The 22,476-nt window shown below is 65.7% G+C and carries 22 protein-coding genes; 12 read left to right on the forward strand and 10 right to left on the reverse strand.

Going from position 1 to position 22,476, the window contains the following annotated elements; translation table 11 throughout:
• Window positions 1-40 precede the first annotated feature (40 nt).
• Both ACQR1Y_RS24860 and ACQR1Y_RS24865 read right to left on the reverse strand, forming a co-directional pair.
• On the reverse strand, window positions 41-259 hold the full coding sequence (locus ACQR1Y_RS24860) for a hypothetical protein (protein ID WP_434856926.1): 219 nt from the start codon (window positions 257-259) through the stop codon (window positions 41-43).
• 146 nt (window positions 260-405) lie between these two features.
• Window positions 406-852 carry a hypothetical protein gene (locus ACQR1Y_RS24865; protein WP_434878733.1) on the reverse strand — a complete coding sequence of 149 codons (447 nt, stop codon included), beginning with the start codon at window positions 850-852 and terminating at the stop codon, window positions 406-408.
• A 167-nt stretch (window positions 853-1,019) separates the two neighbouring features.
• Here ACQR1Y_RS24865 and ACQR1Y_RS24870 point away from each other — a divergent pair, with 167 nt between their 5' ends.
• Window positions 1,020-2,300 carry an amidohydrolase family protein gene (locus tag ACQR1Y_RS24870; protein ID WP_434878732.1) on the forward strand — a complete coding sequence of 427 codons (1,281 nt, stop codon included), beginning with the start codon at window positions 1,020-1,022 and terminating at the stop codon, window positions 2,298-2,300.
• A gap of 9 nt (window positions 2,301-2,309) precedes the next feature.
• Here the strand turns inward: ACQR1Y_RS24870 and ACQR1Y_RS24875 are convergent, their stop codons facing one another.
• Window positions 2,310-3,536 (reverse strand): PLP-dependent aminotransferase family protein, encoded by a 1,227-nt coding sequence (locus ACQR1Y_RS24875; protein WP_434878731.1) that lies wholly within the window; start codon window positions 3,534-3,536, stop codon window positions 2,310-2,312.
• A gap of 179 nt (window positions 3,537-3,715) precedes the next feature.
• Between ACQR1Y_RS24875 and ribB the strand changes: the two genes are divergently transcribed.
• The 3 genes from ribB to ACQR1Y_RS24890 all read left to right on the forward strand — a co-directional run bounded on the left by ribB (window position 3,716) and on the right by ACQR1Y_RS24890 (window position 7,120).
• On the forward strand, window positions 3,716-4,792 hold the full coding sequence (gene ribB, locus ACQR1Y_RS24880) for a 3,4-dihydroxy-2-butanone-4-phosphate synthase (RefSeq protein WP_434878730.1): 1,077 nt from the start codon (window positions 3,716-3,718) through the stop codon (window positions 4,790-4,792).
• Window positions 4,793-4,856: 64 nt separating this feature from the next.
• On the forward strand, window positions 4,857-6,071 hold the full coding sequence (locus ACQR1Y_RS24885; protein WP_434856921.1) for an acyl-CoA dehydrogenase: 1,215 nt from the start codon (window positions 4,857-4,859) through the stop codon (window positions 6,069-6,071).
• Window positions 6,072-6,202: 131 nt separating this feature from the next.
• Window positions 6,203-7,120, forward strand: a complete 918-nt coding sequence (locus tag ACQR1Y_RS24890; protein WP_434878729.1) for an MBL fold metallo-hydrolase — start codon at window positions 6,203-6,205, stop codon at window positions 7,118-7,120.
• 88 nt (window positions 7,121-7,208) lie between these two features.
• On the opposite strand, the gene ACQR1Y_RS24895 is transcribed toward ACQR1Y_RS24890, so the two are convergent.
• Together ACQR1Y_RS24895 and ACQR1Y_RS24900 are read right to left on the reverse strand one after the other, a co-directional pair.
• A complete protein-coding gene (locus tag ACQR1Y_RS24895) occupies window positions 7,209-8,069 on the reverse strand; it encodes a DUF1499 domain-containing protein (RefSeq protein ID WP_434856919.1) in 861 nt (286 codons plus the stop codon).
• 232 nt (window positions 8,070-8,301) lie between these two features.
• The gene (locus tag ACQR1Y_RS24900; protein ID WP_434878728.1) at window positions 8,302-9,930 is read right to left on the reverse strand and encodes a fatty-acid--CoA ligase; all 1,629 of its coding nucleotides are present in this window, start codon (window positions 9,928-9,930) and stop codon (window positions 8,302-8,304) included.
• 126 nt (window positions 9,931-10,056) lie between these two features.
• On the opposite strand from ACQR1Y_RS24900, the gene ACQR1Y_RS24905 reads away from it, so the two are divergent.
• The gene (locus ACQR1Y_RS24905; RefSeq protein WP_434878727.1) at window positions 10,057-11,181 is read left to right on the forward strand and encodes an extensin family protein; all 1,125 of its coding nucleotides are present in this window, start codon (window positions 10,057-10,059) and stop codon (window positions 11,179-11,181) included.
• A gap of 151 nt (window positions 11,182-11,332) precedes the next feature.
• Here the strand turns inward: ACQR1Y_RS24905 and ACQR1Y_RS24910 are convergent, their stop codons facing one another.
• A complete protein-coding gene (locus tag ACQR1Y_RS24910; protein ID WP_434856916.1) occupies window positions 11,333-12,013 on the reverse strand; it encodes a L,D-transpeptidase in 681 nt (226 codons plus the stop codon).
• Between the two features lie 344 nt (window positions 12,014-12,357).
• Here ACQR1Y_RS24910 and ACQR1Y_RS24915 point away from each other — a divergent pair, with 344 nt between their 5' ends.
• Both ACQR1Y_RS24915 and ACQR1Y_RS24920 read left to right on the forward strand, forming a co-directional pair.
• A complete protein-coding gene (locus tag ACQR1Y_RS24915; protein WP_434856915.1) occupies window positions 12,358-13,335 on the forward strand; it encodes a magnesium transporter CorA family protein in 978 nt (325 codons plus the stop codon).
• A gap of 403 nt (window positions 13,336-13,738) precedes the next feature.
• Window positions 13,739-13,975: a hypothetical protein gene (locus ACQR1Y_RS24920; protein ID WP_434856914.1), complete on the forward strand. Its 237-nt coding sequence runs from the start codon at window positions 13,739-13,741 to the stop codon at window positions 13,973-13,975.
• 246 nt (window positions 13,976-14,221) lie between these two features.
• Here the strand turns inward: ACQR1Y_RS24920 and ACQR1Y_RS24925 are convergent, their stop codons facing one another.
• Both ACQR1Y_RS24925 and pdxH read right to left on the reverse strand, forming a co-directional pair.
• Complete coding sequence (locus ACQR1Y_RS24925; protein WP_434856913.1) at window positions 14,222-14,974, reverse strand: SDR family NAD(P)-dependent oxidoreductase; 753 nt, start codon at window positions 14,972-14,974, stop codon at window positions 14,222-14,224.
• A gap of 132 nt (window positions 14,975-15,106) precedes the next feature.
• Complete coding sequence (gene pdxH, locus ACQR1Y_RS24930; protein ID WP_434878726.1) at window positions 15,107-15,757, reverse strand: pyridoxamine 5'-phosphate oxidase; 651 nt, start codon at window positions 15,755-15,757, stop codon at window positions 15,107-15,109.
• A 125-nt stretch (window positions 15,758-15,882) separates the two neighbouring features.
• On the opposite strand from pdxH, the gene ACQR1Y_RS24935 reads away from it, so the two are divergent.
• The 3 genes from ACQR1Y_RS24935 (at window position 15,883) to ACQR1Y_RS24945 (ending at window position 18,684) form a co-directional block, all read left to right on the forward strand.
• Window positions 15,883-16,287: an RT0821/Lpp0805 family surface protein gene (locus ACQR1Y_RS24935; protein WP_434878725.1), complete on the forward strand. Its 405-nt coding sequence runs from the start codon at window positions 15,883-15,885 to the stop codon at window positions 16,285-16,287.
• A 112-nt stretch (window positions 16,288-16,399) separates the two neighbouring features.
• Entirely contained in the window at window positions 16,400-17,365 is a 966-nt protein-coding gene (locus ACQR1Y_RS24940) for a DnaJ C-terminal domain-containing protein (RefSeq protein ID WP_434856910.1), read from the forward strand.
• Window positions 17,366-17,556: 191 nt separating this feature from the next.
• Window positions 17,557-18,684: an integrase core domain-containing protein gene (locus ACQR1Y_RS24945; protein ID WP_434862474.1), complete on the forward strand. Its 1,128-nt coding sequence runs from the start codon at window positions 17,557-17,559 to the stop codon at window positions 18,682-18,684.
• 680 nt (window positions 18,685-19,364) lie between these two features.
• Here the strand turns inward: ACQR1Y_RS24945 and ACQR1Y_RS24950 are convergent.
• Both ACQR1Y_RS24950 and ACQR1Y_RS24955 read right to left on the reverse strand, forming a co-directional pair.
• Entirely contained in the window at window positions 19,365-20,138 is a 774-nt protein-coding gene (locus ACQR1Y_RS24950; RefSeq protein ID WP_434878724.1) for an anti-sigma factor family protein, read from the reverse strand.
• Window positions 20,139-20,238: 100 nt separating this feature from the next.
• Entirely contained in the window at window positions 20,239-20,727 is a 489-nt protein-coding gene (locus ACQR1Y_RS24955) for a sigma-70 family RNA polymerase sigma factor (RefSeq protein ID WP_434856908.1), read from the reverse strand.
• A gap of 219 nt (window positions 20,728-20,946) precedes the next feature.
• Between ACQR1Y_RS24955 and fabI the strand changes: the two genes are divergently transcribed.
• Together fabI and ACQR1Y_RS24965 are read left to right on the forward strand one after the other, a co-directional pair.
• Window positions 20,947-21,780: an enoyl-ACP reductase FabI gene (gene fabI, locus ACQR1Y_RS24960; protein ID WP_434856907.1), complete on the forward strand. Its 834-nt coding sequence runs from the start codon at window positions 20,947-20,949 to the stop codon at window positions 21,778-21,780.
• Window positions 21,781-21,793: 13 nt separating this feature from the next.
• Window positions 21,794-22,393, forward strand: coding sequence for a histidine phosphatase family protein (locus tag ACQR1Y_RS24965; protein ID WP_434856906.1), 600 nt, complete (start codon window positions 21,794-21,796; stop codon window positions 22,391-22,393).
• Window positions 22,394-22,476 lie beyond the last annotated feature (83 nt).

A 22,476-nucleotide genomic window follows, 5' to 3' on the forward strand; every position in this document is an offset into this window, starting at 1 on the left:
ATGGCCCCTCCCGGGGCCATTTCCTTGTCTGCGCAGCAGATCAGTAGCGCTTGATGACCACCGTGCGGTCGTGATGGCGGTGATAGGGCCGGACATAGCGGGGCCCATAGTGGCGATGCATGCGGTATTCGGCGCGCGAACGGTCCCAGCCGTGATGGTGGCCGCCGCGCTTGATGATCACGGTCTCGGCGTTGGCGATCGACGGCGCCGCGAGAGCAATGACCGACAGCGAGGCGAGTGCAAGAGCGAGCTTCTTCATGTTGTCCTCCAGGATGAATTGCGCGAGGTCAACTTGAAGTGTGCGATAACGTTCCGCAGGAACTTCGGCGAAGTTGCTGAACGCACGTTAAGATTTGGATTTGCGGCCACGGCGCCGGCGGCGGTCGAAGCTTCGGCCAAGCGGCGTCAGCCGCACCTCCCGAGAACCGGCGTCGGATTGCCGTTGGCGACGAAGCGGCCGTCACGGATGGTGTAGCTATTGTCCTCACCGCGATTGAACAGCGAGCGGATGCCGCCGTCGGATGTCCGGACGATTCCGTTCTCTCGCGTCTGCTTTGCCTTGGGCAGCATGATCAACAGCACCAGCGTTTGATCGGGGTCGATGCGTGCCTTGGTGACTGCGTTCACATCGGACGGATCGTGGTCGCGGCGATAGATCAAGCGGCCATCCGGCGTGACTTCGTAGGAAATGATCGCGCCACGGCCCTTGACCGCAGGCGCGCTGCAGTCGGCCGCCCACGTCCCGATCAGACCCCAGGCGCGTGCGACGTCGACAGTCTCGTCCGCCGAAGCGGCGGCGGCGAAGCACGTGACAAGGATGGTCGCGAGGAGAGTGCGGACGATCTGGGACATGCGGTCTCGCAGGGATGACTGCCGCCGCATCCTAATGCGCTGCGTCAACGACGCAAAGCAGCACATGTATTGGCACAAAGTCTCATTTTTTGCGCGTCAGCCTTGCTGGGGGCGCGGACCAGGCGCATGCTGCCTGCAACTACAAACAGACATGGGGGAGGCTGATCATGCCAGCGTTGTCGCGCCGCAAATTCCTGTTGTCGTCCGGAGCGGCCGCGTTGGCCGCCGTATCAGGTCCGGCTCATGCCGCGATGGGGCCCGCCGACAAGTTCGACCTGGTGATCAAGGGCGGCGACGTCATCGATCCCAGCCAGTCGCTGCGGGGCAAGCGCGACATTGGCATTCGCTGGGGCGTCGTCGAGGCGATCGAGACCGACATACCGGCCGAGCGTGCACTGCGGTCGATCGACGCCGCCGGCCGGCTGGTGATGCCGGGACTGATCGACCTTCACAGCCACGTCTATCCCTATGGTTCGGCCATCGGGATTCCGCCGGACGAATTGGTGCAATTCCAGGGGACCACGACGGTCGTCTCTGCCGGTGATGCCGGCGTGAACAATATCGCTGCGCTGCGTCGCTTCATCGTAGCCCAGTCGCGGGCCCGCATCTATGCCTTCGTCCACATCGCCAACAACGGTCTGTCGGCATTTCCGGTGGCGGAGCTCTACAACATTGATAATGCGCAGGTGGATGCCTGCGCGATGGCGCTGGCCGAGAACCCGGACTTCCTGCTCGGCGTGAAGGTGCGGATGTCGGAGAACGTGATCTTCAAGCATGGTCTCGAGCCGTTGAAGCGCGGCATCAAGGCCTGCGAGCTGTGCGGCTGGCCGGCGCGGATGATGGTGCATATCGGCGGCGTCGAAACCGCCGAGCTGATGTCGCAGATTCTCGATCTGCTCCGGCCCGGCGATGTCCTCACTCACGCCTATTCCGGCGCTCCGAATATCGGCGGCGCCTTCACCAACATCGTGCAGGGCGGCAAGCTGTTGCCGGCGGCGCTCGCAGCCAAGCAGCGCGGCGTGCTGTTCGACGTCGGCCATGGCGGCGGCAGCTTCGACTACACGGTGGCGGAGGTCGCGATCCCCGGCGGCTGCGCCCCGGACACGATCTCCTCCGACATCCACGTCTTCTCCGGCAACACGCCGGGCATGCCGTTCCTGCCCAACGTCATGGGCAAGTTCCTGGCGATGGGCTTCTCGCTGGAGCAGGTGGTCAGCATGGCGACCTCGGCGCCGGCCAAGATCATCGGCCGGACGCCCAAGCTCGGCACCTTGCAAGTCGGCGCCCCGGCGGACCTTGCGATCGTCGATCTGGTCGAAGGCCCTGTCACCTTCGTCGACACGCGCGGCAACAAGCGTGACGGTAAGCTGCAACTGAAGCCGGTGCAGACCGTGGTCAACGGTGTGCCGTTCGGGCGGCCGTACCAGTCGCCGTTCTCGGTGCGGTGACCAGTGCGCTCAGCCGCGCTCTACATTGGCCGACCGCGTGGGCACGCCGAATTCCTGATGGCAGACCTCGGCCAATACGGCGATGCCCTCGCGGATCTCCTGATGTGAGGGGCTGGCGAAGCAGAGCCGCAGCCGGCTCCGTGCATGCGCGGCGTCGGTCGACCATTCCGGTCCCGGATTGATCGACACGCCGCGCTTCAGCGCGGCCTGCGACAGCTTCATCGCATCGACCTGGTCCGGCAGCTTGACCCAGAGGAAGATGCCGCCCTTCGGCGCCTCGAACTCGGCTGATGTGCCGAACTCGGCGTTGAGCGCCTCCATGAGCGTGTCGAGCTTGGCGCGCAGCCCGCGCACGAGTTGCGGGACATGCGTTGTGAAGTGCTGTTTGCAATATTCCGCCAGCACCATCTGCTCCAGCGCGCCCGAGCCGGCGTCGGTCTTCAGCGCGAGCAGCACCGACATGATTTCCCACGGCGCGACCAGGAAGCCGACGCGGAGCGCGGGAGCGACCGATTTGGAGAACGAACCGAGATGGATCACGCCACCATGATCCGACATGCCATGGATCGCGCGCGGCCGCTGACCGTCCCAGATCAGGTCGGCATAGCAGTCGTCCTCGAACACCGGCACGCCATAGGCGCGTGACAGCCACAGCAGCTCGGCGCGCCGGTTCTCCGGCATGATGGTGCCGGTCGGGTTCTGCACCGTCGGAATGGTATAAATGTATTTCGGCCGGATGCCGCGATCCTTGAGATCGGCCAGGACCGTCGCCAGCACGTCCGTTCGCATGCCGTCCCGGTCGAGCGGGATGCCGATCGGCTTGGCACCGATCCGCGCCAGCCGCGTCAGCGTGCCCTGGTAATTGTCCTGCTCGACGAGCACGGTGTCGCCCGGCGCCAGCAGCGCCTGGTTGACGAGATCCAGTCCCTGCAGCGAGCCCGAGAGGATCATGATGTCATCAGCACGGGCCGACATGCCGGCATCGCGCGTCAGCTTGGCGGCCAGGAAATCGCGCAGCGGCCGGTAGCCTTGCGGCCCATGCGCGAGGCCATAGGTGGCGAGTGAGCGGCCCTCGCGGGCGAGCACGGCATCGGCGGCTGCGCGCAAGCCTTCCACAGGGACAGCATCGGCGTCATTGTTGCCGCCGACGAAGCTGTACTTGGCCAGCCCCGTCCAGCGTGCGGCCGGCGCCGGCAGGCCTGCCGCCAGGAGCGGTGCAAAATCGAATGCGGCCATGAGGCGCGGCTCCCTTGTTCTCGAATTGGCGCGACTTTAAACAGATACCAGGGTGCTTGTCCCGGCAGGGCAAGTTCTTTTCCCGGGGAAGGCGACCTTCGAGCGGCGGTTCCGCTGCTCTGGCGCGCGCCTGCGATCCCGGTTAAAGCAGCCCCCGGAAAAAGCAGCGAGACTTTGCAATGGCCGACTCGATCCAGGAAGTTCTGCACGCCTTCGCCAAGGGCGAGATGGTCGTCGTGACCGACGATGACGATCGCGAGGGCGAGGGCGATCTGATCGTCGCGGCCTCGCTCTGCACGCCCGACAAGATGGCGTTCATCATCCGCCACACCTCCGGCATCGTCTGCGCGCCGATCACGGCCGATGACGCGCGACGGCTGCGGCTCGATCCGATGGTCGCGCACAACGATTCCAACCACACCACGGCGTTCACGGTCTCGATCGATTACAAGCCGGACGGCGGCACCGGCATCTCCGCCGAGGAGCGCGCGTCCTGCTGCCGCGCGCTCGCCAATCCCAATGCCGGCGCCAATGATTTCGCGCGCCCCGGCCACATCTTCCCGCTGATCGCGCGCGACGGCGGCGTGCTGCTGCGCTCGGGCCATACCGAGGCGGCGGTCGATCTCTGCAAGCTCTCGGGGTTGCCGCCGGTCGGCGTCATCTCGGAGTTGATGAACGACGACGGCACCGTGATGAAGGGCGAGCAGGTCGTCCGCTTCGCCGCCGCTCACAATCTCAAGCACGTCACGATCGCCGATCTGATCTCCTACCGGCAGGCGCGCGAGAAGCTGATCGAGCGCGTCTCGACGTTCACGACCGAGAGCCCGATCGGGCCGCTGCAGGGCTTTGCCTATCGCTCGCCGTTCGATCCGATCACCCACGCCGCCTTCGTCTACAACGGCATCGGCGACGGCAGGAACGTGCTGACGCGCTTGCACAAGCCCAACATCGTGAAGGATCTGATCGCGGGTCCGCAGCGTATTCAAGCGGTGCTGCAGCACTTCAAGCAGGCCGGTCGCGGCGTGCTGATCTACCTGCGTGACGGTGCGGCCGGTGTTCCGGTCGAGCCCGTCACGGAGCCGCATACCGCGGAGGCCGATCGCCATCGTCAGTGGCGCGAGGTCGGCGTCGGCGCGCAGATCCTGCGCGATCTCGGCGTGACGTCGATCCGGAACCTGACCTCGTCGGCCCATGACTACAAGGGCCTGTCGGGTTTCGGCATCGAGATCGTCGCGAATGAGCGGCTTGAAGGCTGAACTTCCAGGATTTAACCTCTCAACCGCTGCGACCCGTGCGCAGCAAGACGCGAAAGGACCATTCATGAGCGCGCGCCCTCAGGCAAAGGACAAGCCGGCCCAGTCGAGCTTCCAGTGGGACGATCCCTTCCTGCTGGACGAGCAACTGACCGAAGACGAGCGCATGGTACGTGACACCGCGCGCGCCTATGCCCAGGACAAGCTGCTGCCGCGCGTGACCAAGGCCTATCTCGAAGAGAAGACCGATCGCGAGATCTTCAACGAGATGGGCGAGCTCGGCCTGATCGGCATCACGCTGCCGGAGGAATATGGCTGCGCCAATGCGAGCTACGTCGCCTATGGCCTCGTCGCGCGCGAAATCGAGCGCGTCGATTCCGGCTACCGCTCGATGAACTCGGTGCAGTCGTCGCTGGTGATGTATCCGATCTATGCTTACGGCGACGAGAACCAGCGCAAGAAATATCTCCCGAAGCTCGCCAGCGGAGAATGGGTCGGCTGCTTCGGCCTGACCGAGCCGGACGCCGGCTCTGATCCCGCGGGCATGAAGACCCGCGCGGAAAAGGTCGCCGACGGCTATCGCCTGACCGGCAGCAAGATGTGGATCTCGAACGCGCCGATCGCCGACGTGTTCGTGGTGTGGGCCAAGTCGGCCGCGCATGACAACCAGATCCGCGGCTTCATCCTTGAGAAGGGCATGAAGGGCCTGTCGGCGCCAAAGATCGGCGGCAAGCTCTCGCTGCGCGCCTCGATCACCGGCGAGGTCGTGATGGACGGCGTCGTGGTGCCGGAAGATGCGCTGCTGCCCAACGTGTCCGGCCTCAAGGGCCCGTTCGGCTGCCTCAACCGCGCCCGCTACGGCATCTCCTGGGGCGTGCTCGGCGCCGCCGAGGACTGCATGCATCGCGCCCGCCAGTACACGCTCGACCGCAAGCAGTTCGGCCGTCCGCTCGCCGCCACCCAGCTGGTGCAGAAGAAGCTCGCCGACATGGAGACCGAGATCGCGCTCGGCCTGCAGGCGTCGCTTCGCGTCGGCCGGCTGATGGACGAGGGCAAGATGGCGCCTGAGATGATCTCGATCGTCAAGCGCAACAATTGCGGCAAGGCGCTCGACATCGCCCGCGTGTCCCGCGACATGCACGGCGGCAACGGCATCCAGATCGAGTACCAGGTGATGCGCCACGTCTCCAACCTCGAGACGGTCAACACCTACGAAGGCACCCACGACGTGCACGCCCTGATCCTGGGACGCGCGATCACGGGCATTCAGGCGTTCTTCTGATTAGGACGGAGCGCTGTAAGCCGTCGTCATGGCCGGGCTCGTCCCGGCTATCCACGTCTTAGCGGGGCACGAAAGCGTGGATGCCCGGGTCAAGCCCGGGCATGACGGAGTAACCAAGCGACGAGCACGCCATGGCCGACAATGACGACGTTCCGTTCAACCGCAACTTCCCGCTCGTCGCGGGCGTCGTCGATGAGGTGCGTCCTGGCATTCGCCGCGTCCTCTGCAACAATCCGAGCCCGTTCACCTTCACCGGCACGGTCAGCTACATCGTAGGCACCGGGAACGTCGCGATCATCGATCCCGGCCCGGACAACGAGGCGCATGCGCAGGCGCTGCTCGACGCTGTCAGGGGTGAGACGGTGACGCATATCATCGTCACCCATACGCATCGCGACCACTCGCCGAACACTGGGCGCCTCAAGGCCGCGACCGGCGCCACCGTCTATGCCGAGGGGCCGCATCGCGCCTCGCGGCCCCGCTATGAGAGCGAGAAGCACAGCCCGGAGTCCGGCGTCGACCGCGACTTCGCGCCTGACGTCACCGTCGCCGATGGCGACGTGATCGAAGGGCAGGGCTGGCAGTTGGAGGCGGTCGCGACGCCCGGTCATACCGCGAACCATCTCGCCTTCGCCTGGGGCGAGCGCAGCACGACCTTTGTCGGCGATCACGTGATGGGCTGGGCGACCTCGATCGTCGCGCCGCCGGACGGCTCGATGGTCGACTACATGGCCTCGCTGGAGCGGCTCGCGGCAAGGCCGGAGGAATTGTACTTCTCAGGCCACGGCCCCGAGATCCCCGAAGGCCCGCGCTACACGCGCTTCCTGATGCGCCACCGCCAGGCGCGCGAGGCGTCGATCCTGCATCGCCTCGCCAAGGGCGAGGCCGACATCCCCACCATGGTCCGCGCCATCTATATCGGCATCGACCCGCGGCTCACCACGGCCGCCGGCTATTCCGTGCTGGCGCATCTCGAAGACCTGGTCGCTCGCGGCGTGGTCGCGACGGAGGGAGATCCGGTGATCGGGGGGACGTATCGGATGAAGTAGCGAATGGCGAATAGGGAGTAGCGATGAGGGAAGAGGGGCGATCGAATCGCGCGTCAGTCCCTATTTCGCTACTCCCCATTCGCCCATTTCACTTCTTCACCGTCTTGGCATTGCCCTTTGCCGCCACCGGCGGCGGCGTCACCTTCTTCACCGGCTTCTGGGCCTCGGCCTCGCCGGCATTCGAGAGATCCTCGATCAGCTTGGTCACGCGCGCGGCGTTGCTGCCAATGTCGGACTCGAAATAGCGCGAGGCGGAGCGGACATCGATGCGGGAGTCCTCGCCGTCCGGCTGGATGCGGATCGAGATGTCCTCGCGGAAGCCCATGATCGGCGTGCGGGCGACGGCCTCGATGCGGCCGACCCGGCGTGGCGGCTGCGGCGCGCGCTCGTCGACCACGAACCATTTGCGGCGATTGACCAGCTTCAGCGCGATCGCGTAGGCGCGATCCGGCGGCAGCTCGATCTGCACCGGCTCGATGTCGGGATAGAACTTCTGCTGCTGCTCGGCCGAATACAGCCCGGCATAGACCGCCGTGTTGGTGCCGTCGCCGTTGCGCAACGGCGCCAGCGCCTCGAAGCGCGGCGGATCGATCGGGTCGGTGGTGATGTCGTAGATCTTCGGCAGCTTGCGGTATTGGAGCGCGAGATAGGCCGGATAGGCCAGCACCACGGCGTCAATCAGGAAGGCGAGCAGCACCCGGCTCATGCCGCGGCTGCCGTTGCGCCAGATCGCGACGAAGGCGGCCAGCCCGAGCAGGATCGACAGCACGGCAAGGCCCAGCGCGCCGAAGAACGTCGCCAACGCCGGCTTCATCTCGAGAAAGTCGAAGCGCAGGATCAGGATCGAGACCAACACGGCGACGACAGAGAACACCGCCAGATTGCGGGTCCAGGTCGCGAGGCTGGAGGTCGGCTCCGACAGATAAGGGGCGTGAAACCTGCGGGCCATCGTGTCAGGAACTGCCGGGTTGGGCCATCGGCGTCGATCGCCGCCGCCGTCTCTTGAGACCATGGGGATGGCGCAAATTCAAGGGCTTTGCCAGCACCCTTGAGCTTCATGAACGTCCCGGCACATCCCAGAGGCGCGACCTCCCACCTGATCGCGGCCGAGGGATCGGCCGAATGGAAAACGGCCCCGCCATTTCTGGAGGGGCCGTTGGTGTTACGTCCGGCGCAGGGCCTCAGGCGGCCGCATTCGGGAAGCGATACGCCTTGAACTGGTCGCGCAGCGCCGTCTTCAGGATCTTGCCGGTCGCGGTGTGCGGGATGCCGTCGACGAAGGCGACGTCATCGGGCATCCACCACTTCGCGATCTTGCCTTCCATGTATTTCAGGATGTCCTCGCGCGTCGCGTTCTGGCCCTGCTTGAGCTGCACGATCAGAAGCGGCCGCTCGTCCCATTTCGGATGATAGACGCCGATCACCGCGGCTTCCGCCACGGCCGGATGGCCGACTGCGAGATTCTCCAGGTCGATCGAGGAGATCCACTCGCCGCCGGACTTAATGACGTCCTTGGAGCGGTCGGTGATGCGCATGAAGCCATGAGCGTCGATGGTCGCGACGTCGCCGGTGTCGAAGAAGCCTTCGCCGTCGAGGATGTTGGTGTCGACCTTGTAGTAGGCCTTCGACACCGCGGGACCCGACACCTTGAGTCGGCCGAAGGTCTTGCCGTCCCACGGCAGCTCACCGCCGGCATCGTCGGTGATCTTCATCTCGACGCCGAACGGTGGGAAGCCCTGGGTCTGCAGGATGTCGAGCTTGGCGTCACCCGCGGCATCGAGGAACGGCGGCTTCAACGTCGCGAGCGTGCCGATCGGGCTCATCTCGGTCATGCCCCAGGCGTGGCGCACGCCGATGCCCATGTCGAGGAACGCCTGGATCATCGAGCGCGGCATCGCCGAGCCGCCGCACACCACCATCTTCAGATGCGGCAGGGTGAGCTTGTGCGCCTGCATGTGCTGCAGCAGCATCAGCCACACCGTCGGCACGCCGGCGGTATAGGTCACCTTCTCGGTGTCGAGCAGTTCGTAGACCGAGGCGCCGTCGAGCTTCGGCCCGGGCATCACCAGCTTGGTGCCCATCGAGGGCGCGGAGAATGCGATGCCCCAGCTGTTGGCATGGAACAGCGGAACCACCGGAAGCATTGTATCTGCGGCAGAGGTGCCGAGCGAATCCCGGGAATTGGCCATCAACGCATGCAACACGTTGGACCGATGCGAATACAGCACGCCCTTCGGGTCGCCGGTGGTGCCGGACGTGTAGCACATCGCGGCCGCGGTGTTCTCGTCGAACGTCCCCCAGGTGAAATCGCCATCGGCCTCGCCGATCCACGACTCATAGGCGACCGCGTTCTTCAGCGTCGTCTCCGGCATGTGCGCGGCGTCGGTGAGCACCACGTAGCGCTCGACGCTCGGCAGCTTGTCGGCGAGCTTTTCCAGCAGCGGCACGAAGGTCAGGTCGGTGATGACGATGCGGTCCTGGGCGTGGTTGACGATCCAGGCGATCTGCTCCGGGAACAGGCGCGGATTGACCGTGTGACAGATCGCGCCGATTCCCATAATGCCGTACCACACCTCGAGATGGCGGCCGGTGTTCCAGGCGATGGTGGCGACCCGGTCGCCGAGCTTGATGCCGTCGCGCGTCAGTCTCTGTGACACCTTGAGCGCGCGGTCGTGGATTTGCCGATAGGTGGTGCGAACGATGGGGCCTTCGACGGAACGCGTCACGACCTCCTGGGAGCCGTGGATTGTCGCCGCATGCTCGATGATCCGGTGACAAAGCAGGGGCCAGTCTTGCATCAATCCAAGCATCAGGTCGTTCCTCCGGTGGTATTCGCTTTAGGCAGCGAGGGTCTTTTGGTCCGTTTCGTGAATTTTAGCGCGCGCCGCAGCGCGCGCAAATGGCCTTGTGCCGGCCACGAGGTCGCGCCGGGGGCAATGGTTAGCGCTGCCGCGGCAGCGCTCGCATTGAGCTGGCTCATGGCCGGCAGTCCGGCCGCCGCGCGCTCCCGGGACGCCGGCCCGCCGCACGCCCATGCCGGGCCGGACCACGCAGCGCGCCGCGATCATGCGATGACCACCATACCGCTGCCGCAGCCACGGCCCGCGACGGCGCCTGCGCGCGCCGGGACCAAGGCCGATGCGCCGGCTGATTCGGCCAAGGGCGAGCAGGATGCGCACGAGCCCGGCAAGGGGCCGAGCGAGACCAGCCGCGAGGCGAAGACCCCGGCGCCGCCGCAGCCCTCGGCCTGTCGCGTGGCGCTGACCGAGGAGATCGCGGTCGCGCCGTCGATTCCGCCGATCAAAGGCCCCGGCGCCTGTGGCGGCGACGATCTCGTCCGGCTCGAGGCGGTGGTGCTCCCGGACAAGCGGCGCGTGACGCTGACGCCGGCGGCGACCATGCGCTGCACGATGGCCGCCGCCGTGGCGAACTGGGTCCGCAGCGATCTGGCTCCGCTTGCCGCCCGGCTGGGCAGCCCGATCGCCGCGCTCGACAATTATGATTCGTACCAATGCCGCGGCCGCAACAACGTCGCCGGCGCGCAGATGTCGGAGCACGGCCGCGCCAATGCGCTGGATGTGCGCGGCTTCAAGCTGGCGGACGGCCGCATGATCGAGCTCACCGACCGCACCCAGCCGCGCGACCTGCGCGAGACGGTGCTGCATTCGGTGTGCACGCATTTCGCCACCGTGCTGGGCCCCGACTCCGACTGGTATCACGAGGATCACATCCACCTCGATCTCGCCGAGCGCCGCAGCAATTACCGCATCTGCCAATGGGACGTGCTCGACCCCCTGCCGAAGGTGGCACCCTTGATGCCGGCCGCGCGTCCCGACGATGCGCCGCCGCGCGAGACGGCCGAGACCGAGGAGACCGGAAAGGGCGGGACAGCGCCGGCGCGAACCGGATCAACGGGGGCAGCGGAGGCGGAGAAGCACAAGGCCGAGCCGGCGCCCGGCGATGCGGCCGAGGCTGACGAGACCGAGCCTGTCGCGCCCGCGCCCACACCGCCGCCGGTGCATTCCAAGGGCGGCAAGAAGAAGCACAAGAGTCGGTCCTGAGCGCGGTGCAGGCTTCGACTGTCGAACGCGTGACGGGAGGACTGCGGGCGCGATCAGCGAAGCTCCAAAACAAAAAGGCGCCGGATGACCGGCGCCTTTGAAAAGGATGCTAAACGCGTTTCTCGGCTTTTGATCGCGTGTTCGGCGACGCTTACTGCATCGCCGCGTAGGTGGCGCCGCCCTGCAGGGCCATCTGCGGCTTGTAGGGCGAATCGCCCTTCTTCGGATCCAGCACGACGACGATGGTGCCGACCTTGACCCGGTTATACAGATCGATCGCGTCCTCGTTGGTCAGGCGGATGCAGCCCGAGGAGATCGAGGCGCCGATATATTCCGGCTGGTTGGTGCCGTGGATGCGGAACAGCGTGTCCTTGCCGTTGGCATAGAGGTACATCGCGCGCGAGCCCATCGGATTGTCCGGACCGGCCGCCACGAAGGTCGGCACGCCCAGGCGCTCGATCTCGCTCTTGGTCGGATGCCAGGCCGGCCACTCGGTCATGGCACCGACCTTGGCGATGCCCGACCAGGCCATGGCTTCCTCGCCGACGGTGATGCCGTAGCGGATCGCCTTGCCGTTATCGAGCACGTAATAGAGGTAGTGGGCATCGGAATCGACGACGATCGAGCCCGGCGCTTCCTTGCGGTGATAGTCGACGATCGCGCGACGATAAGGCTCGGCCACCGGCGTGTTGGTGTAGCGGATCTTGGCGAGCAGCTCCTTGTCCTTCGGCTTGAAGGCCTGGGCATTGGTCGCCTCATAGGTCGTGGCCTGCATGCAGCCCGAGAGCATCAGGCCGGCGGCCAGGAGTCCGAGTTTCACCTTCAGCGACATCTCACCAGTTCCAATTGATAGCTGACGTTGCGATGCGGCGACCACACCACCTCATCGCGATTCCGGTTGTCCCATTATCGTCAAAATCGATCTCGATTCCAGCCGATACACGCACAAGTCACGCTGCAGCGCCGCGATTGTTGCTTTTTTGTCGCAAGAATTCGGCCGATCATCCACAGCTGTGCTCCGAATGGCACGTTTGTAAGCCCCATTCCGCCGCGCGGGGCAGTCCGGCGCGGCGGCGCGAAAAGCCGATGGACCGAACCGGAAAGCTGCGTCACAAGGCGGCAGCATCGTGGCGCTAAGCCCCCGACAACCACGTTTCGCGATTCGGAGTTTCGTTCATGTTCTCGGCGTTCGTCCCCTCCGAATCCTCGCTCAAGAAGGCGGCGGTCGCCGATCTCCAGGCCTTGCCCGACAACGCGGTCTGGGTCGACCTGGTGAACCCGAGCAATGCCGAGGATCGGGCGGTCGAGCAGCTGGCCGGGATCGCGGTGCCGACGCGGGAGGACATGCAGGAGATCGAGATCTCCAGCCGCCTCTACATCGAGAACGGCGCCCGCTACATGACCGCCACCCTGATGTGTCACTCCGACACCGACATGCCCAGGACCACGGCGGTGACCTTCATCCTCTCCGGTCATCGCCTGGTGACGGTCCGCTACGATCAGCCGCGGCCGTTCGCGGTGGTCGAGGCCAAGCTGGCCCGCAGCTGCGCGCCGGGCATCACCGGCGAGATGGTGCTGATGGAGCTGCTCGACGCCGTCATCGACCGCTGCGCCGACATCCTCGAGAAGGTCGGGGCGGACATCGACCAGGTCAGCCACGAGATCTTCGAGCCCAACAACGAGCGCCACGGTCACGCCAAGCAGTATTCGCAGATCCTGATCGCGATCGGCCGCAAGGGTGACCTCACCTCGAAAGTGCGCGAAAGCCTCGTCTCGATCGGCCGCCTCGTCACCTTCCTGTCGGCCGTGGTCGAGGGCGTGAAGTGGTCGAAGGACATGCGCGAGCAGCTCAAGACCATGCAGCGCGACGTCGCGTCGCTGACGGATCACGCGTCCTATCTCGCCAGCAAGATCACCTTCGTGCTCGACGCGATGCTCGGCGTCGTCAACCTCGAGCAGAACAACATCATCAAGCTGTTCTCGGTCATGGCCGTCGTGCTGATGCCGCCGACCTTGATCGCCTCGATCTACGGCATGAACTTCAAGATGATGCCGGAGCTCGAATGGGCGCACGGCTATCCGATGGCGCTGGTGCTGATGCTGATCTGCGCGATCGTTCCGTACTACATCTTCAAGCTCAAGAAGTGGCTGTAGCGCAGTCGCGTTCAGCGAGCAGCTCGACGTTTCTGTTTTTCAAAATGACGAATCTCGTCGCTGCCGCATCGCGCGCCGCCTCACTCACGCCGCCTTGTTAGGATCGGGATCAACGCTCCGCGTCGTTTGATTCGCGCGGCAATCGGTATGCCGTTATGCACTTCAGGTGTCACAACTCACGCGCTGCAAGCGGAGCAGGAATGAGTTGTTAGGCCGGCTGCAACGCCGCTGCAAAGCCGCCTCAATTCCTCAGGTAAAATTTGACGGGAACACTGAACGTTTGATCGAAACTTCTCTGCGATAAGTCTGAGCGTGAGCATGACATGAACTCAGCGCATTCGCGCATGGCATGCAAGGCAGAGCTCGAGGCGCGTTCATCCGCGCCGGTGGCCAAGAGGCGGCAATGGTTGAGAAACGCATAACGGCATCGAACAACGTGATCGAGCTCGCCAACTACCAGCGCAGCCGCGCGGATATCGTGGTGGCTCACGCGTTGTCCCCGCGCACCTGCCGCTATTGCGGCGCCGAGCTGGAGGATGACGAGCGCGAGGATGATTGCTCGAGTGCCCTGAACGTCGAAACCGACCGCCTGCGCTGGCGTGCCGCGCAGATCCTGCGCGGCCTGGTGTGCGAGGGCTGAACGGAAAGGCTGAACGGATCGTTCGACCAGCCGGCCCTCCGGCAGGTCCTGCCGAGCGAACGAACCGACATGCGAAACAAGGTGAGCGCTCCCTCATGGGAGCGCTTTTCGTTTGTGGCGCCGACGGATCGGGCGCTGCTTGCCAGCGGCGTTAATCGCGCCTTCGCGGATCCATCCTGGAATCGTCGAGCGAAGCAAGCCGCCGTGAACCACGCCGGGAGGCGGCGCGCCCCGTGGCCGATCTGGTCAGACGTGCTGGCCGCCGTTGATGTGGATCTCTGCGCCGTTGACGTAGGAGCTGGTCTCCGTGCACAGCACGTAGATGATCTTGGCGACCTCGTCGGGCGTGCCGAGACGCTGCATCGGGATCTGCTCCTGCACGATCTTCTCGGTGCCGGGCGACAGGATCGAGGTGTCGATCTCGCCCGGCGCGATCGAGTTGACGCGCACGCCGACGCGGCCGAAATCTGACGCCATCTCGCGGGTCAGCGCCGCGAGCGCGGCCTTCGACGTCGCATAGGCGGCGCCGGCGAACGGATGCACGCGCGAGCCGGCGATCGAGGTGACGTTGACGACGGACCCCTTGGCGGCCTTCAGCTCCTTGATCAGGCCGCGCGCCATCATGATCGGCGCGAAGAAGTTGACGCGGAAGACGTGATTCCAGGTGTCGAGGTCGGTGTCGACGGTGCCGAGCCGCGCGCCGCCCGATCCCTTCGGCGAGATCGCGGCGTTGTTGACCAGTGCGTGCAGTTCGCCGCCATCGATGCGCTGCTTGATCTCGTCGATCGCGCGCAGGGTGTCCTGCGGATCGGAGAGGTCGACCTGGACGTGGTCCTCGGGGCCAGCTCCCCACGGGCATTCCTCGGGAAACGGATGCCGCGAGCAGGTGAGCACGCGCCAGCCCGCGGACGAGAAGCGGATCACCGTCGCGTGGCCGATGCCGCGACTGGCGCCGGTCAGCAGCATCGTGCGCCGCGGCTGGTTGGTGGAGTTCGGCATGGATTGGGTCTCTCACGATCCCTGGGGGATCAGCTTACCACATGGGTTGCATGTTCGGTGCGCGATTCCTGCGCACCGAGATCGAGCTTGGCGTCGAGGCGGACGTGACGAGGCGGCGCGGTCGCAACGCGCTTACGGATACATCCTCACCTTGGACCACGGCTGGCCGCCGGCCTCGCGGCGGAATTCGATGCGATCGTGCAGGCGGAAGGGCCGGTCGTGCCAGAACTCCATCCGCAGCGGCGTGATCCGCCAGCCGCTCCAGCCCGGCGGGCGCGGCACGTCGCCGATGATGTATTGGGTCGCGACCTTGGCGATCGCCTGCTCGAACGCGAACCGGCTCTCCAGCGGCTGCGACTGCTTGCTGGCCCAGGCGCCAAGCTGCGCCTGTTTCGGCCGGGTGGCGAAATAGGCATCCGCCTCCGCGTCAGTCACCGGCGTCACCAGTCCGCGGATGCGCACCTGCCGGCGCAGCGACTTCCAATGAAACAGCAGTGCAGCCTTCGGATTGGCGGCAAGCTCCTGGCCCTTCTGGCTGGCCTTGTGGCTGTAGAAGACGAAGCCGTCTTCGTCATAGCCCTTCATCAGCACCATGCGCACGTCCGGCAGGCCGCTGTCGTCGACCGTCGACAGCGCCATCGCATTCGGATCGTTCGGCTCGCTCTTGGTGGCCTCGGCAAACCACGCGGCAAACAGGGCAAACGGCTCGCCGGCCTCGGTGAAATCCGCCGATGTACCGGATGTTAAGGTTGTCTGGTGTTTGATGCTCGTGGGGTCGGTCATGTCTTTGGGGAGTCCGAGTTTTGCGTTCACCCGCGGCCAAGCGCGTGCAAGTCGAGTCTGGTCCGGTCCTATATAGGGCATCGGTCCGGCTTGGCCTATCCGCGATCGGTCATGCCGGCACCGCTTTGACACTCATTCTAATCGGCTTGTGCGGCGGCGGCTGCAGCCTGTCGCGGCCCGATACGGCGTTCGCCAAGATGGAGGACGCCGAGGTCACCGGCGCGATCAGCCCGCCGCCCGAGCGCGAGCCGACCGAGGGCGATCTCGCCTTTGCCCGGAACGCGGCGTCGGATGTGCTGACCAAGGGGACGAAGGATTCCAGCCAGCCCTGGCAGAATCCGCAGACTGGCGCCCGCGGCTCGGTGACGCCGATCGCGCAGTCCTACACCGGTGAGAAGGGCCGCGTTTGCCGGGATTTCCTGGCGAGCTATGTCAACGGCAAGACCGAGCGGTGGCTGCAGGGCTCGGCCTGCCGGATCGAGCGGGGACGCTGGGACATCCAGACGCTCAAACCGTGGCAGCAAAGCTAGCGGGACCACGCCAGAACCCGTTGCAAAAATACAACGGACTCCCCAGATGAAATGCAAAGCGGGCGGGGAGCCCATAGGTTAGTATCTGACTTTCTGTAAGGAGACGTGACGGATGCGCGACCCCTATGAGGTCTTGGGGGTGCCGCGAAGCGCCAGCGCTGCGGCCATCAAGAGCGCCTATCGCAAGCTCGCCAAGAAGCATCATCCCGACAGCAACAAGGATGACCCGAAGGCATCGGCCAGGTTTGCCGAGATCAATTCGGCCAACGAGATCCTGGGCGATGAGGACAAGCGCAAGCAGTTCGATCGCGGGGAGATCGACGCCGAGGGCAAGCCGCGCTTCCAGGGCTTTCCGGGCGGCGGCGCCGGCCGTGGCGGTCCGGGCGGCGGCTTCGAGAATTACACCTTCCGGAGCGGCGGCGGCCCTGGTGGCGGCTTCGGCGGCGGCGGTGGCTTCGAGGACATTCTGAACAGCATGTTCGGCGGTGCCGGTGCTCGCGGTGCGCGCGGCGGCGGCAGCCCGTTCGATTTCGACAGCGGCGGTGTCGGCGTCGATCTGGACCTGAAGGTCCAGATGTCGGTGTCGCTGGAGGAATCCGTCAAGGGCGGCGAGAAGCGCGTGCGCCTGCCGTCGGGCAAGGAGCTCAACGTCAAGGTTCCGGCCGGCGTCACCGCGGGCCAGCAGATCCGGCTGAAGGGGCAGGGCGAGAGCGCACCGGGTCATCGGCCCGGCGATCTCTTGATCACGATCCAGATCGCGCCGCATCCGTTCTTCAAGGTCGAGGGCAGCGACGTCAGGCTCGATCTGCCGATCACGCTGTATGAGGCCGTGCTGGGCGCCAAGGTGCGCGCGCCGACTCTCGGCAGTGCGGTCGAGCTTTCGATCCCGAAGAACACCTCCAGCGGCCGGACCTTCCGGCTGAAGGGCAAGGGCCTGCCGAAGGCTGACGGCTCGGCGGGCGATCTCTTCATCACCACCCGGATCGTGCTGCCCGACGGCAACGACGCCGAGCTTGAGGCGCTGATGACCAAGTGGCGCGACAAGCACCCCTACAATCCGCGTAGCAATCTGTCGTAACGGTCGTAGAAGAGCTGCACCTCCCGTGCGGGTATGAACCGGGCTGATTCCTGACGTTTTAGACCGGGTTGATTCCTGACAGGCCAATTTCGTCTGATTCGAAGGAGAATCGGACGATGCCTTTCAGGGAGAGCAGTCCTGTGGAGCAGCGTATTGGGTTGTTTCGGGAGTACGACACGGGGGTCTTTACGGTGACGGAGCTGTGTGCGCGGCACGGCGTCAGCCGGGAGACGTTCTACGTATGGGAGCGCCGCCGCGCGAGCGGGGATCCGCAGTGGTTCGAGGAGAAGAGCCATGCGGTGCAGAACTGTCCGCATGCGACAGAGGACCGGCTGGTCCAGCAGATCATCGCAGCCCGGCAACGGTTTCCGCATTTTGGCCCGAAGAAGATCAAGGCCTGGCTGGGGTCCGAGCGGCCCCAGGTCGGCTGGCCGGCGGCCTCGACGATCGGCGACATTCTCAAGCGCGAAGGCTTGGTCCAAGCGCGACCGCGCCGGCGTCGGGCGATTGCGCAAGGCGAACTGGTGACGCCGGCGGAAGGTCCCAATGACGAATGGGCGATCGACTTCAAGGGCTGGTTTCGCACCCGGGATGGAACACGCTGTGATCCACTGACAATCACCGACGCGGCGAGCCGTTACCTGATCGAGGTGCGCATTGTTGATCCGACCGCGACCGGTGTGAAGAACGCGATGGAGCTTGTTTTCAAGGAGATCGGACTTCCGCGCGCGATCCGCTCCGACAATGGCGTACCGTTCGGATCGACGGGCGCCGGCGGCCTCTCGACGCTCTCGGTCTGGTGGCTCAAGCTCGGCATCGAGCCGCGCTACATCCCACCATCCAGCCCGCAGGACAACGGCCGGCACGAGCGCATGCATCGTACGCTGAAGGCCGAGACATCGAAGCCGCCGGCAGGCACCGCTGCCGAGCAGCAGCGTCGCTTCGACGCCTTTCGGCGCCATTTCAACGAGGAGCGGCCGCACGAGGCGCTCGGCCAAGTGGCACCCATCAAGCTCTGGCGCTCGCCACAGCGCTCCATGCCGAGCCGCCTCGATGACCCCTGGTACGACGCCGATCACCAAGTCCGCCGCGTGCGTCCCAACGGCGTCATCAAATGGCGCGGTGAGTTCGTCTTCGTCGGCGAGGCGCTCGCTGGCGAACTCATCGGCCTTACCAAGCACGAGACCGGCGGCCACATTGTCCGCTTCTCGGCCCGCGACCTCGGGATTATCGATCGCGACCGCCGTTTCCTGCGCTTTGCTCCGCCGCGTGCGCGGCTCCGCGTCGCGCAGGAAACGGCGGAGACATCCCACCAATGATGGAATATTGTCAGGAATCAGCCCGGTCTAAAATGTCAGGGATCAGCCCGGTCGGACAGCGGCCGCCCCTCACCCCAGCCCTCTCCCCGTGAAGAACGGGGAGAGGGAGCGCAGCGTGCTCGTGGTGACGCCCCGCGTCACGTCCATGGTGGGGCCCCCACCAACGAATGATTTGGGCAATCTCATTCAGCACGGACGGTGCAACTCTCCCCGCTCTTTGCGGGGAGAGGTCGGATGGCGCAACCATCCGGGCGAGGGGCATGGCACGAGAGCAGCCCGGATCGCGAGTCCATCGGACGGGCAGGTTGTGTGCTTCCGGCAGGGCGGCGGATGCGCCCATGTGGCAGAGACGGCGATGATGACGTCGGAAAAAAGTGCGGCCTCGAAAGGGGGACCAGCGCGGTACAAAACCCCAGTCGAGGCCGCTTCCGTGTCGATCGGCGGATCGAACACTCCTCATTTTTTCGTGAAGTTTCGGAGCGATAATGAGACGCAGCAGTGGCCCGATTCCAGATTTTCGGTGACGGAATTGGGGCTGCTACTTCAGCGTGTCATGTGTCCAATTGAGGCGAGTGCGCGCGCGCTCTGTGACCGGGCGCGATCATCTCGGTAATCGCCTGACAAGATCATACAAATTGCTCCCGCCGCCAACACCGCGGTGATCGGATACGGCGCCGCCGCTAGCCGCCCGCCCGTTCGGACTGGTCATAAACAAGGCGTGCAACCTGTGTGAGACGGGTCCGGTCGCTGCTGCCGCTGACGACATAGCTGACGCCGCGCTCCGCCCAGGCGAGCGCGGACATATTGCCCTGTGCCGTGTAGCGCATCTGGGCCGCCTCGATGCCGACCTTGGTTGCGTAGATCGTGAAGCGTTCGCCGGACGGGCTCTCGTACATCAGGAACGAGGCCGGACCGCTCGGGCCCGGCAACAGCCGGCCACCGACCAGCCTCAAGCCGGTGGCCTCCAGCTCCGGCGCCTGCACGGTGCGGCCGCAGCGGCGCGTCAGCCATTGTTGTAGGTGGGCCTTCTCGTCGCCGGGAACCTCGACCGGATGGCGCACTTCCACCACGTAGAGCCGGTGCGCATCCAGCGCTTCGCCCGCAAGGTTCTGCAGCAGAGCGGGCGAGGACGCCGCCCCGCGAGCGAACCAGCCGACCGCGCCGCCGACCGCAAAGGCTGCGACACTCGCCGCCATCGCCCCGATGATCCAGCGCCGCGGCCGCCGGTCGAGGCGGTCGAGATCGAGCCGCGGCGGCACCGGCTCGTTGACGACCGCATCATAGCGGGCATGCAGCGCCTCGGCCATGCCGCGCCAGGAGGCCACCCGCTCGGCGTCCGCCGGATGCGTGGCCAGCCAGCGCTCGACGTCGCTGCGGCGCTCCGCCGGCAACTCGTTGTCGACATAGGCGTGCAGCTCGTCTTCGGTGACGGGAATGGTCGGCTCGGTCATCATCGTGATCTCGTTGCAGTCGTGCGACCACCCAGAAGCGCGGCCGCCGCGGCGGTTCGCAGGCGAACGCGGTCGCGCGGCTTTTGTGCGGTGATTTCAGCGGTCATTTCACCCTCCGCAGCGCCGGGCGCTCGCCTTCGAGCACGGCGCGGACATGGGCTCGGGCACGCGCGAGGCGCGACATCACGGTGCCGATCGGCACGCCCTGAATGTCCGCCACCTCGCGGTAGCTCATGCCTTCGAGCACCACCAGGAGCAGCACGGCGCGCTGCTCCTCGACCAGCGTGGCGAGCGCGCGTGCGATGTCGCGGCCCTCGGCCTCGGTGCCGCTGGCGTCGGGATTGTCGTCCTGCAGCGGCATGAAGTGCGGCCGCCGGGCCAGCGAGCGCCGGCGGTTCTTGTTCAGGTTGGTCAGGATCGTGTACAGCCAGCTGCGGAGATCGCCGCCCAGGAACAGTCGTTCGGAGCGCAGCGCCCGTACCAGGGTGTCCTGAACCAGTTCGTCGGCCGCGTCGATGTCGCGCGTCAGCGCCCGGGCGTAGCGACGTAGTGCCGGAATCATGGCTTCGACGCTCTGGCGGAACGCGTTCATGGATTGCCTTGCGGACTTGCCTTGCGGACGTTCGACGTTCAGGCAGGAACCGGGGCCGCAACCGCGCCCTGCACAGACCATAACACCATGATGACGCGCCTATTCCGGCGCCGGCCGAGCCTGCCCGGAGTTTGCCACAGAGCGGGGCGAATGGGGCTGTACCGGGCCAGACCGGTGGTGTACGTCCAGTCCTTAATAATCAGTTCGATGGGAAGCCGCATGGCGCAGATTTCAGGTTTGATGCAGGGCAAGCGCGGGGTCGTCCTCGGCGTGGCCAACAACCGCTCGATCGCCTGGGGCATCGCCAAGGCTGCGCGCGCCGCCGGCGCAGAGATTGCGCTGACCTACCAGGGCGACGCGCTGAAGAAGCGCGTCGAGCCGCTCGCCGCCGAGCTCGGCGGCCTCGTGCTCGGCCATTGCGACGTGACCGATCCCGCGACCATCGACGCCGTGTTCGACGTGCTCAAGGAGAAGTGGGGCAAGATCGATTTCGTCGTCCATGCCATCGCGTTCTCCGACAAGGACCAGCTCGACGGCCGCTATATCGAGACCACGCAGGACAATTTCTCCAAGAGCATGCTGATCAGCTGCTACTCGCTGACCGCGGTCGCGCAGCGCGCCGAGAAGCTGATGACCGACGGCGGCTCGATCATCACGCTCACCTATTACGGCGCCGAGAAGTGGATGCCGCATTACAACGTGATGGGCGTGGCCAAGGCTGCGTTGGAGGCCAGCGTGCGCTACCTCGCCGCCGATCTCGGCGAGAAGAACATCCGCGTCAACGCGGTCTCGGCCGGTCCGATCAAGACGCTGGCGGCGTCGGGCATCGGCGATTTCCGCTATATCCTGAAGTGGAACGAGTACAACGCGCCGCTGCGGCGGACCGTGACCATCGACGAGGTCGGCGACAGCGCGCTGTATCTGTTGTCCGACCTGTCGCGTGGCGTCACCGGCGAGGTGCACCACGTCGATTCCGGCTATCACGTGGTCGGCATGAAGCGGCCCGACGCCCCCGACATCTCGCTCAGCAACTCCGCCGGCGGCAAGGAATAGAATTTTACCTGCGATGCCCCGGCCCACGATCTACTACATCCGCCACGGCGAGACGGAATGGAACGCGCTCGGAAGGCTGCAGGGCACGCAGGACATTCCGCTGAACGCGCTCGGGCGCGTGCAGGCCGTCCAGGCCGGCAATATCCTCAGCGAACTGGTGGCGCGGAACGGCCATGACGCAGGACGCCTGCCTTACGTTGCAAGCCCCCTGATCCGCGCCCGCGCGACGATGGAGCTGGTGCGCGGGGCCTTGAAGCTGCCGGTGGCCGATTATGCGCTCGACGCGCGGCTGCGCGAGATCGGCTACGGCAAATGGGAGGGGGCGACCCTGCCGGAGATGCAGGCCGCTGACCCCGTGTTCTACGCCAGGCGCCTGACCGAGAAATGGACCCTGGCACCGGAGGGCGGCGAGACCTATGCCGATGTCGAGCGCCGGGTGCGCGAGTGGTATGACGGCCTGACCGGCGATATCGTCGCGGTGGCCCATGGCGGCACCGCGCGGGCGCTGATGGTCGCCCTCGGCTTCGAAACGCCCAGCCGCGCCGTTGACCTGCCGATCCAGCAGGGCGCGGTCTATGTGTTCGGCGAGAGCGGGTTCGAAAAGTTCAGCTGATTGCTGGCTTGCGTCATTCCGGGGCAGCCCGCAGGGCTGAACCCGGAATCTCGAGGTGAGTCCGACAAGCCTGAGATCCCGGG

The organism is Bradyrhizobium sp. HKCCYLRH3099 (assembly GCF_051167855.1).
Taxonomy (GTDB): domain Bacteria; phylum Pseudomonadota; class Alphaproteobacteria; order Rhizobiales; family Xanthobacteraceae; genus Bradyrhizobium.

Coding starts and splice junctions, on each gene's coding strand:
- ACQR1Y_RS24940 (WP_434856910.1), top strand. CDS start 16,400: ATGCGCGACCCCTATGAGGTCTTGGGGGTGCCGCGAAGCGCCAGCGCT.
- ACQR1Y_RS24910 (WP_434856916.1), bottom strand. CDS start 12,013: ATGTCGCTGAAGGTGAAACTCGGACTCCTGGCCGCCGGCCTGATGCTC.
- ACQR1Y_RS24920 (WP_434856914.1), top strand. CDS start 13,739: ATGGTTGAGAAACGCATAACGGCATCGAACAACGTGATCGAGCTCGCC.
- fabI (WP_434856907.1), top strand. CDS start 20,947: ATGGCGCAGATTTCAGGTTTGATGCAGGGCAAGCGCGGGGTCGTCCTC.
- ACQR1Y_RS24865 (WP_434878733.1), bottom strand. CDS start 852: ATGTCCCAGATCGTCCGCACTCTCCTCGCGACCATCCTTGTCACGTGC.
- ACQR1Y_RS24905 (WP_434878727.1), top strand. CDS start 10,057: ATGGTTAGCGCTGCCGCGGCAGCGCTCGCATTGAGCTGGCTCATGGCC.
- ACQR1Y_RS24860 (WP_434856926.1), bottom strand. CDS start 259: ATGAAGAAGCTCGCTCTTGCACTCGCCTCGCTGTCGGTCATTGCTCTC.
- ACQR1Y_RS24925 (WP_434856913.1), bottom strand. CDS start 14,974: ATGCCGAACTCCACCAACCAGCCGCGGCGCACGATGCTGCTGACCGGC.
- ACQR1Y_RS24950 (WP_434878724.1), bottom strand. CDS start 20,138: ATGATGACCGAGCCGACCATTCCCGTCACCGAAGACGAGCTGCACGCC.
- ACQR1Y_RS24965 (WP_434856906.1), top strand. CDS start 21,794: ATGCCCCGGCCCACGATCTACTACATCCGCCACGGCGAGACGGAATGG.
- ACQR1Y_RS24875 (WP_434878731.1), bottom strand. CDS start 3,536: ATGGCCGCATTCGATTTTGCACCGCTCCTGGCGGCAGGCCTGCCGGCG.
- ACQR1Y_RS24885 (WP_434856921.1), top strand. CDS start 4,857: ATGAGCGCGCGCCCTCAGGCAAAGGACAAGCCGGCCCAGTCGAGCTTC.
- ribB (WP_434878730.1), top strand. CDS start 3,716: ATGGCCGACTCGATCCAGGAAGTTCTGCACGCCTTCGCCAAGGGCGAG.
- ACQR1Y_RS24870 (WP_434878732.1), top strand. CDS start 1,020: ATGCCAGCGTTGTCGCGCCGCAAATTCCTGTTGTCGTCCGGAGCGGCC.
- ACQR1Y_RS24890 (WP_434878729.1), top strand. CDS start 6,203: ATGGCCGACAATGACGACGTTCCGTTCAACCGCAACTTCCCGCTCGTC.
- pdxH (WP_434878726.1), bottom strand. CDS start 15,757: ATGACCGACCCCACGAGCATCAAACACCAGACAACCTTAACATCCGGT.
- ACQR1Y_RS24895 (WP_434856919.1), bottom strand. CDS start 8,069: ATGGCCCGCAGGTTTCACGCCCCTTATCTGTCGGAGCCGACCTCCAGC.
- ACQR1Y_RS24900 (WP_434878728.1), bottom strand. CDS start 9,930: ATGCTTGGATTGATGCAAGACTGGCCCCTGCTTTGTCACCGGATCATC.
- ACQR1Y_RS24915 (WP_434856915.1), top strand. CDS start 12,358: ATGTTCTCGGCGTTCGTCCCCTCCGAATCCTCGCTCAAGAAGGCGGCG.
- ACQR1Y_RS24955 (WP_434856908.1), bottom strand. CDS start 20,727: ATGAACGCGTTCCGCCAGAGCGTCGAAGCCATGATTCCGGCACTACGT.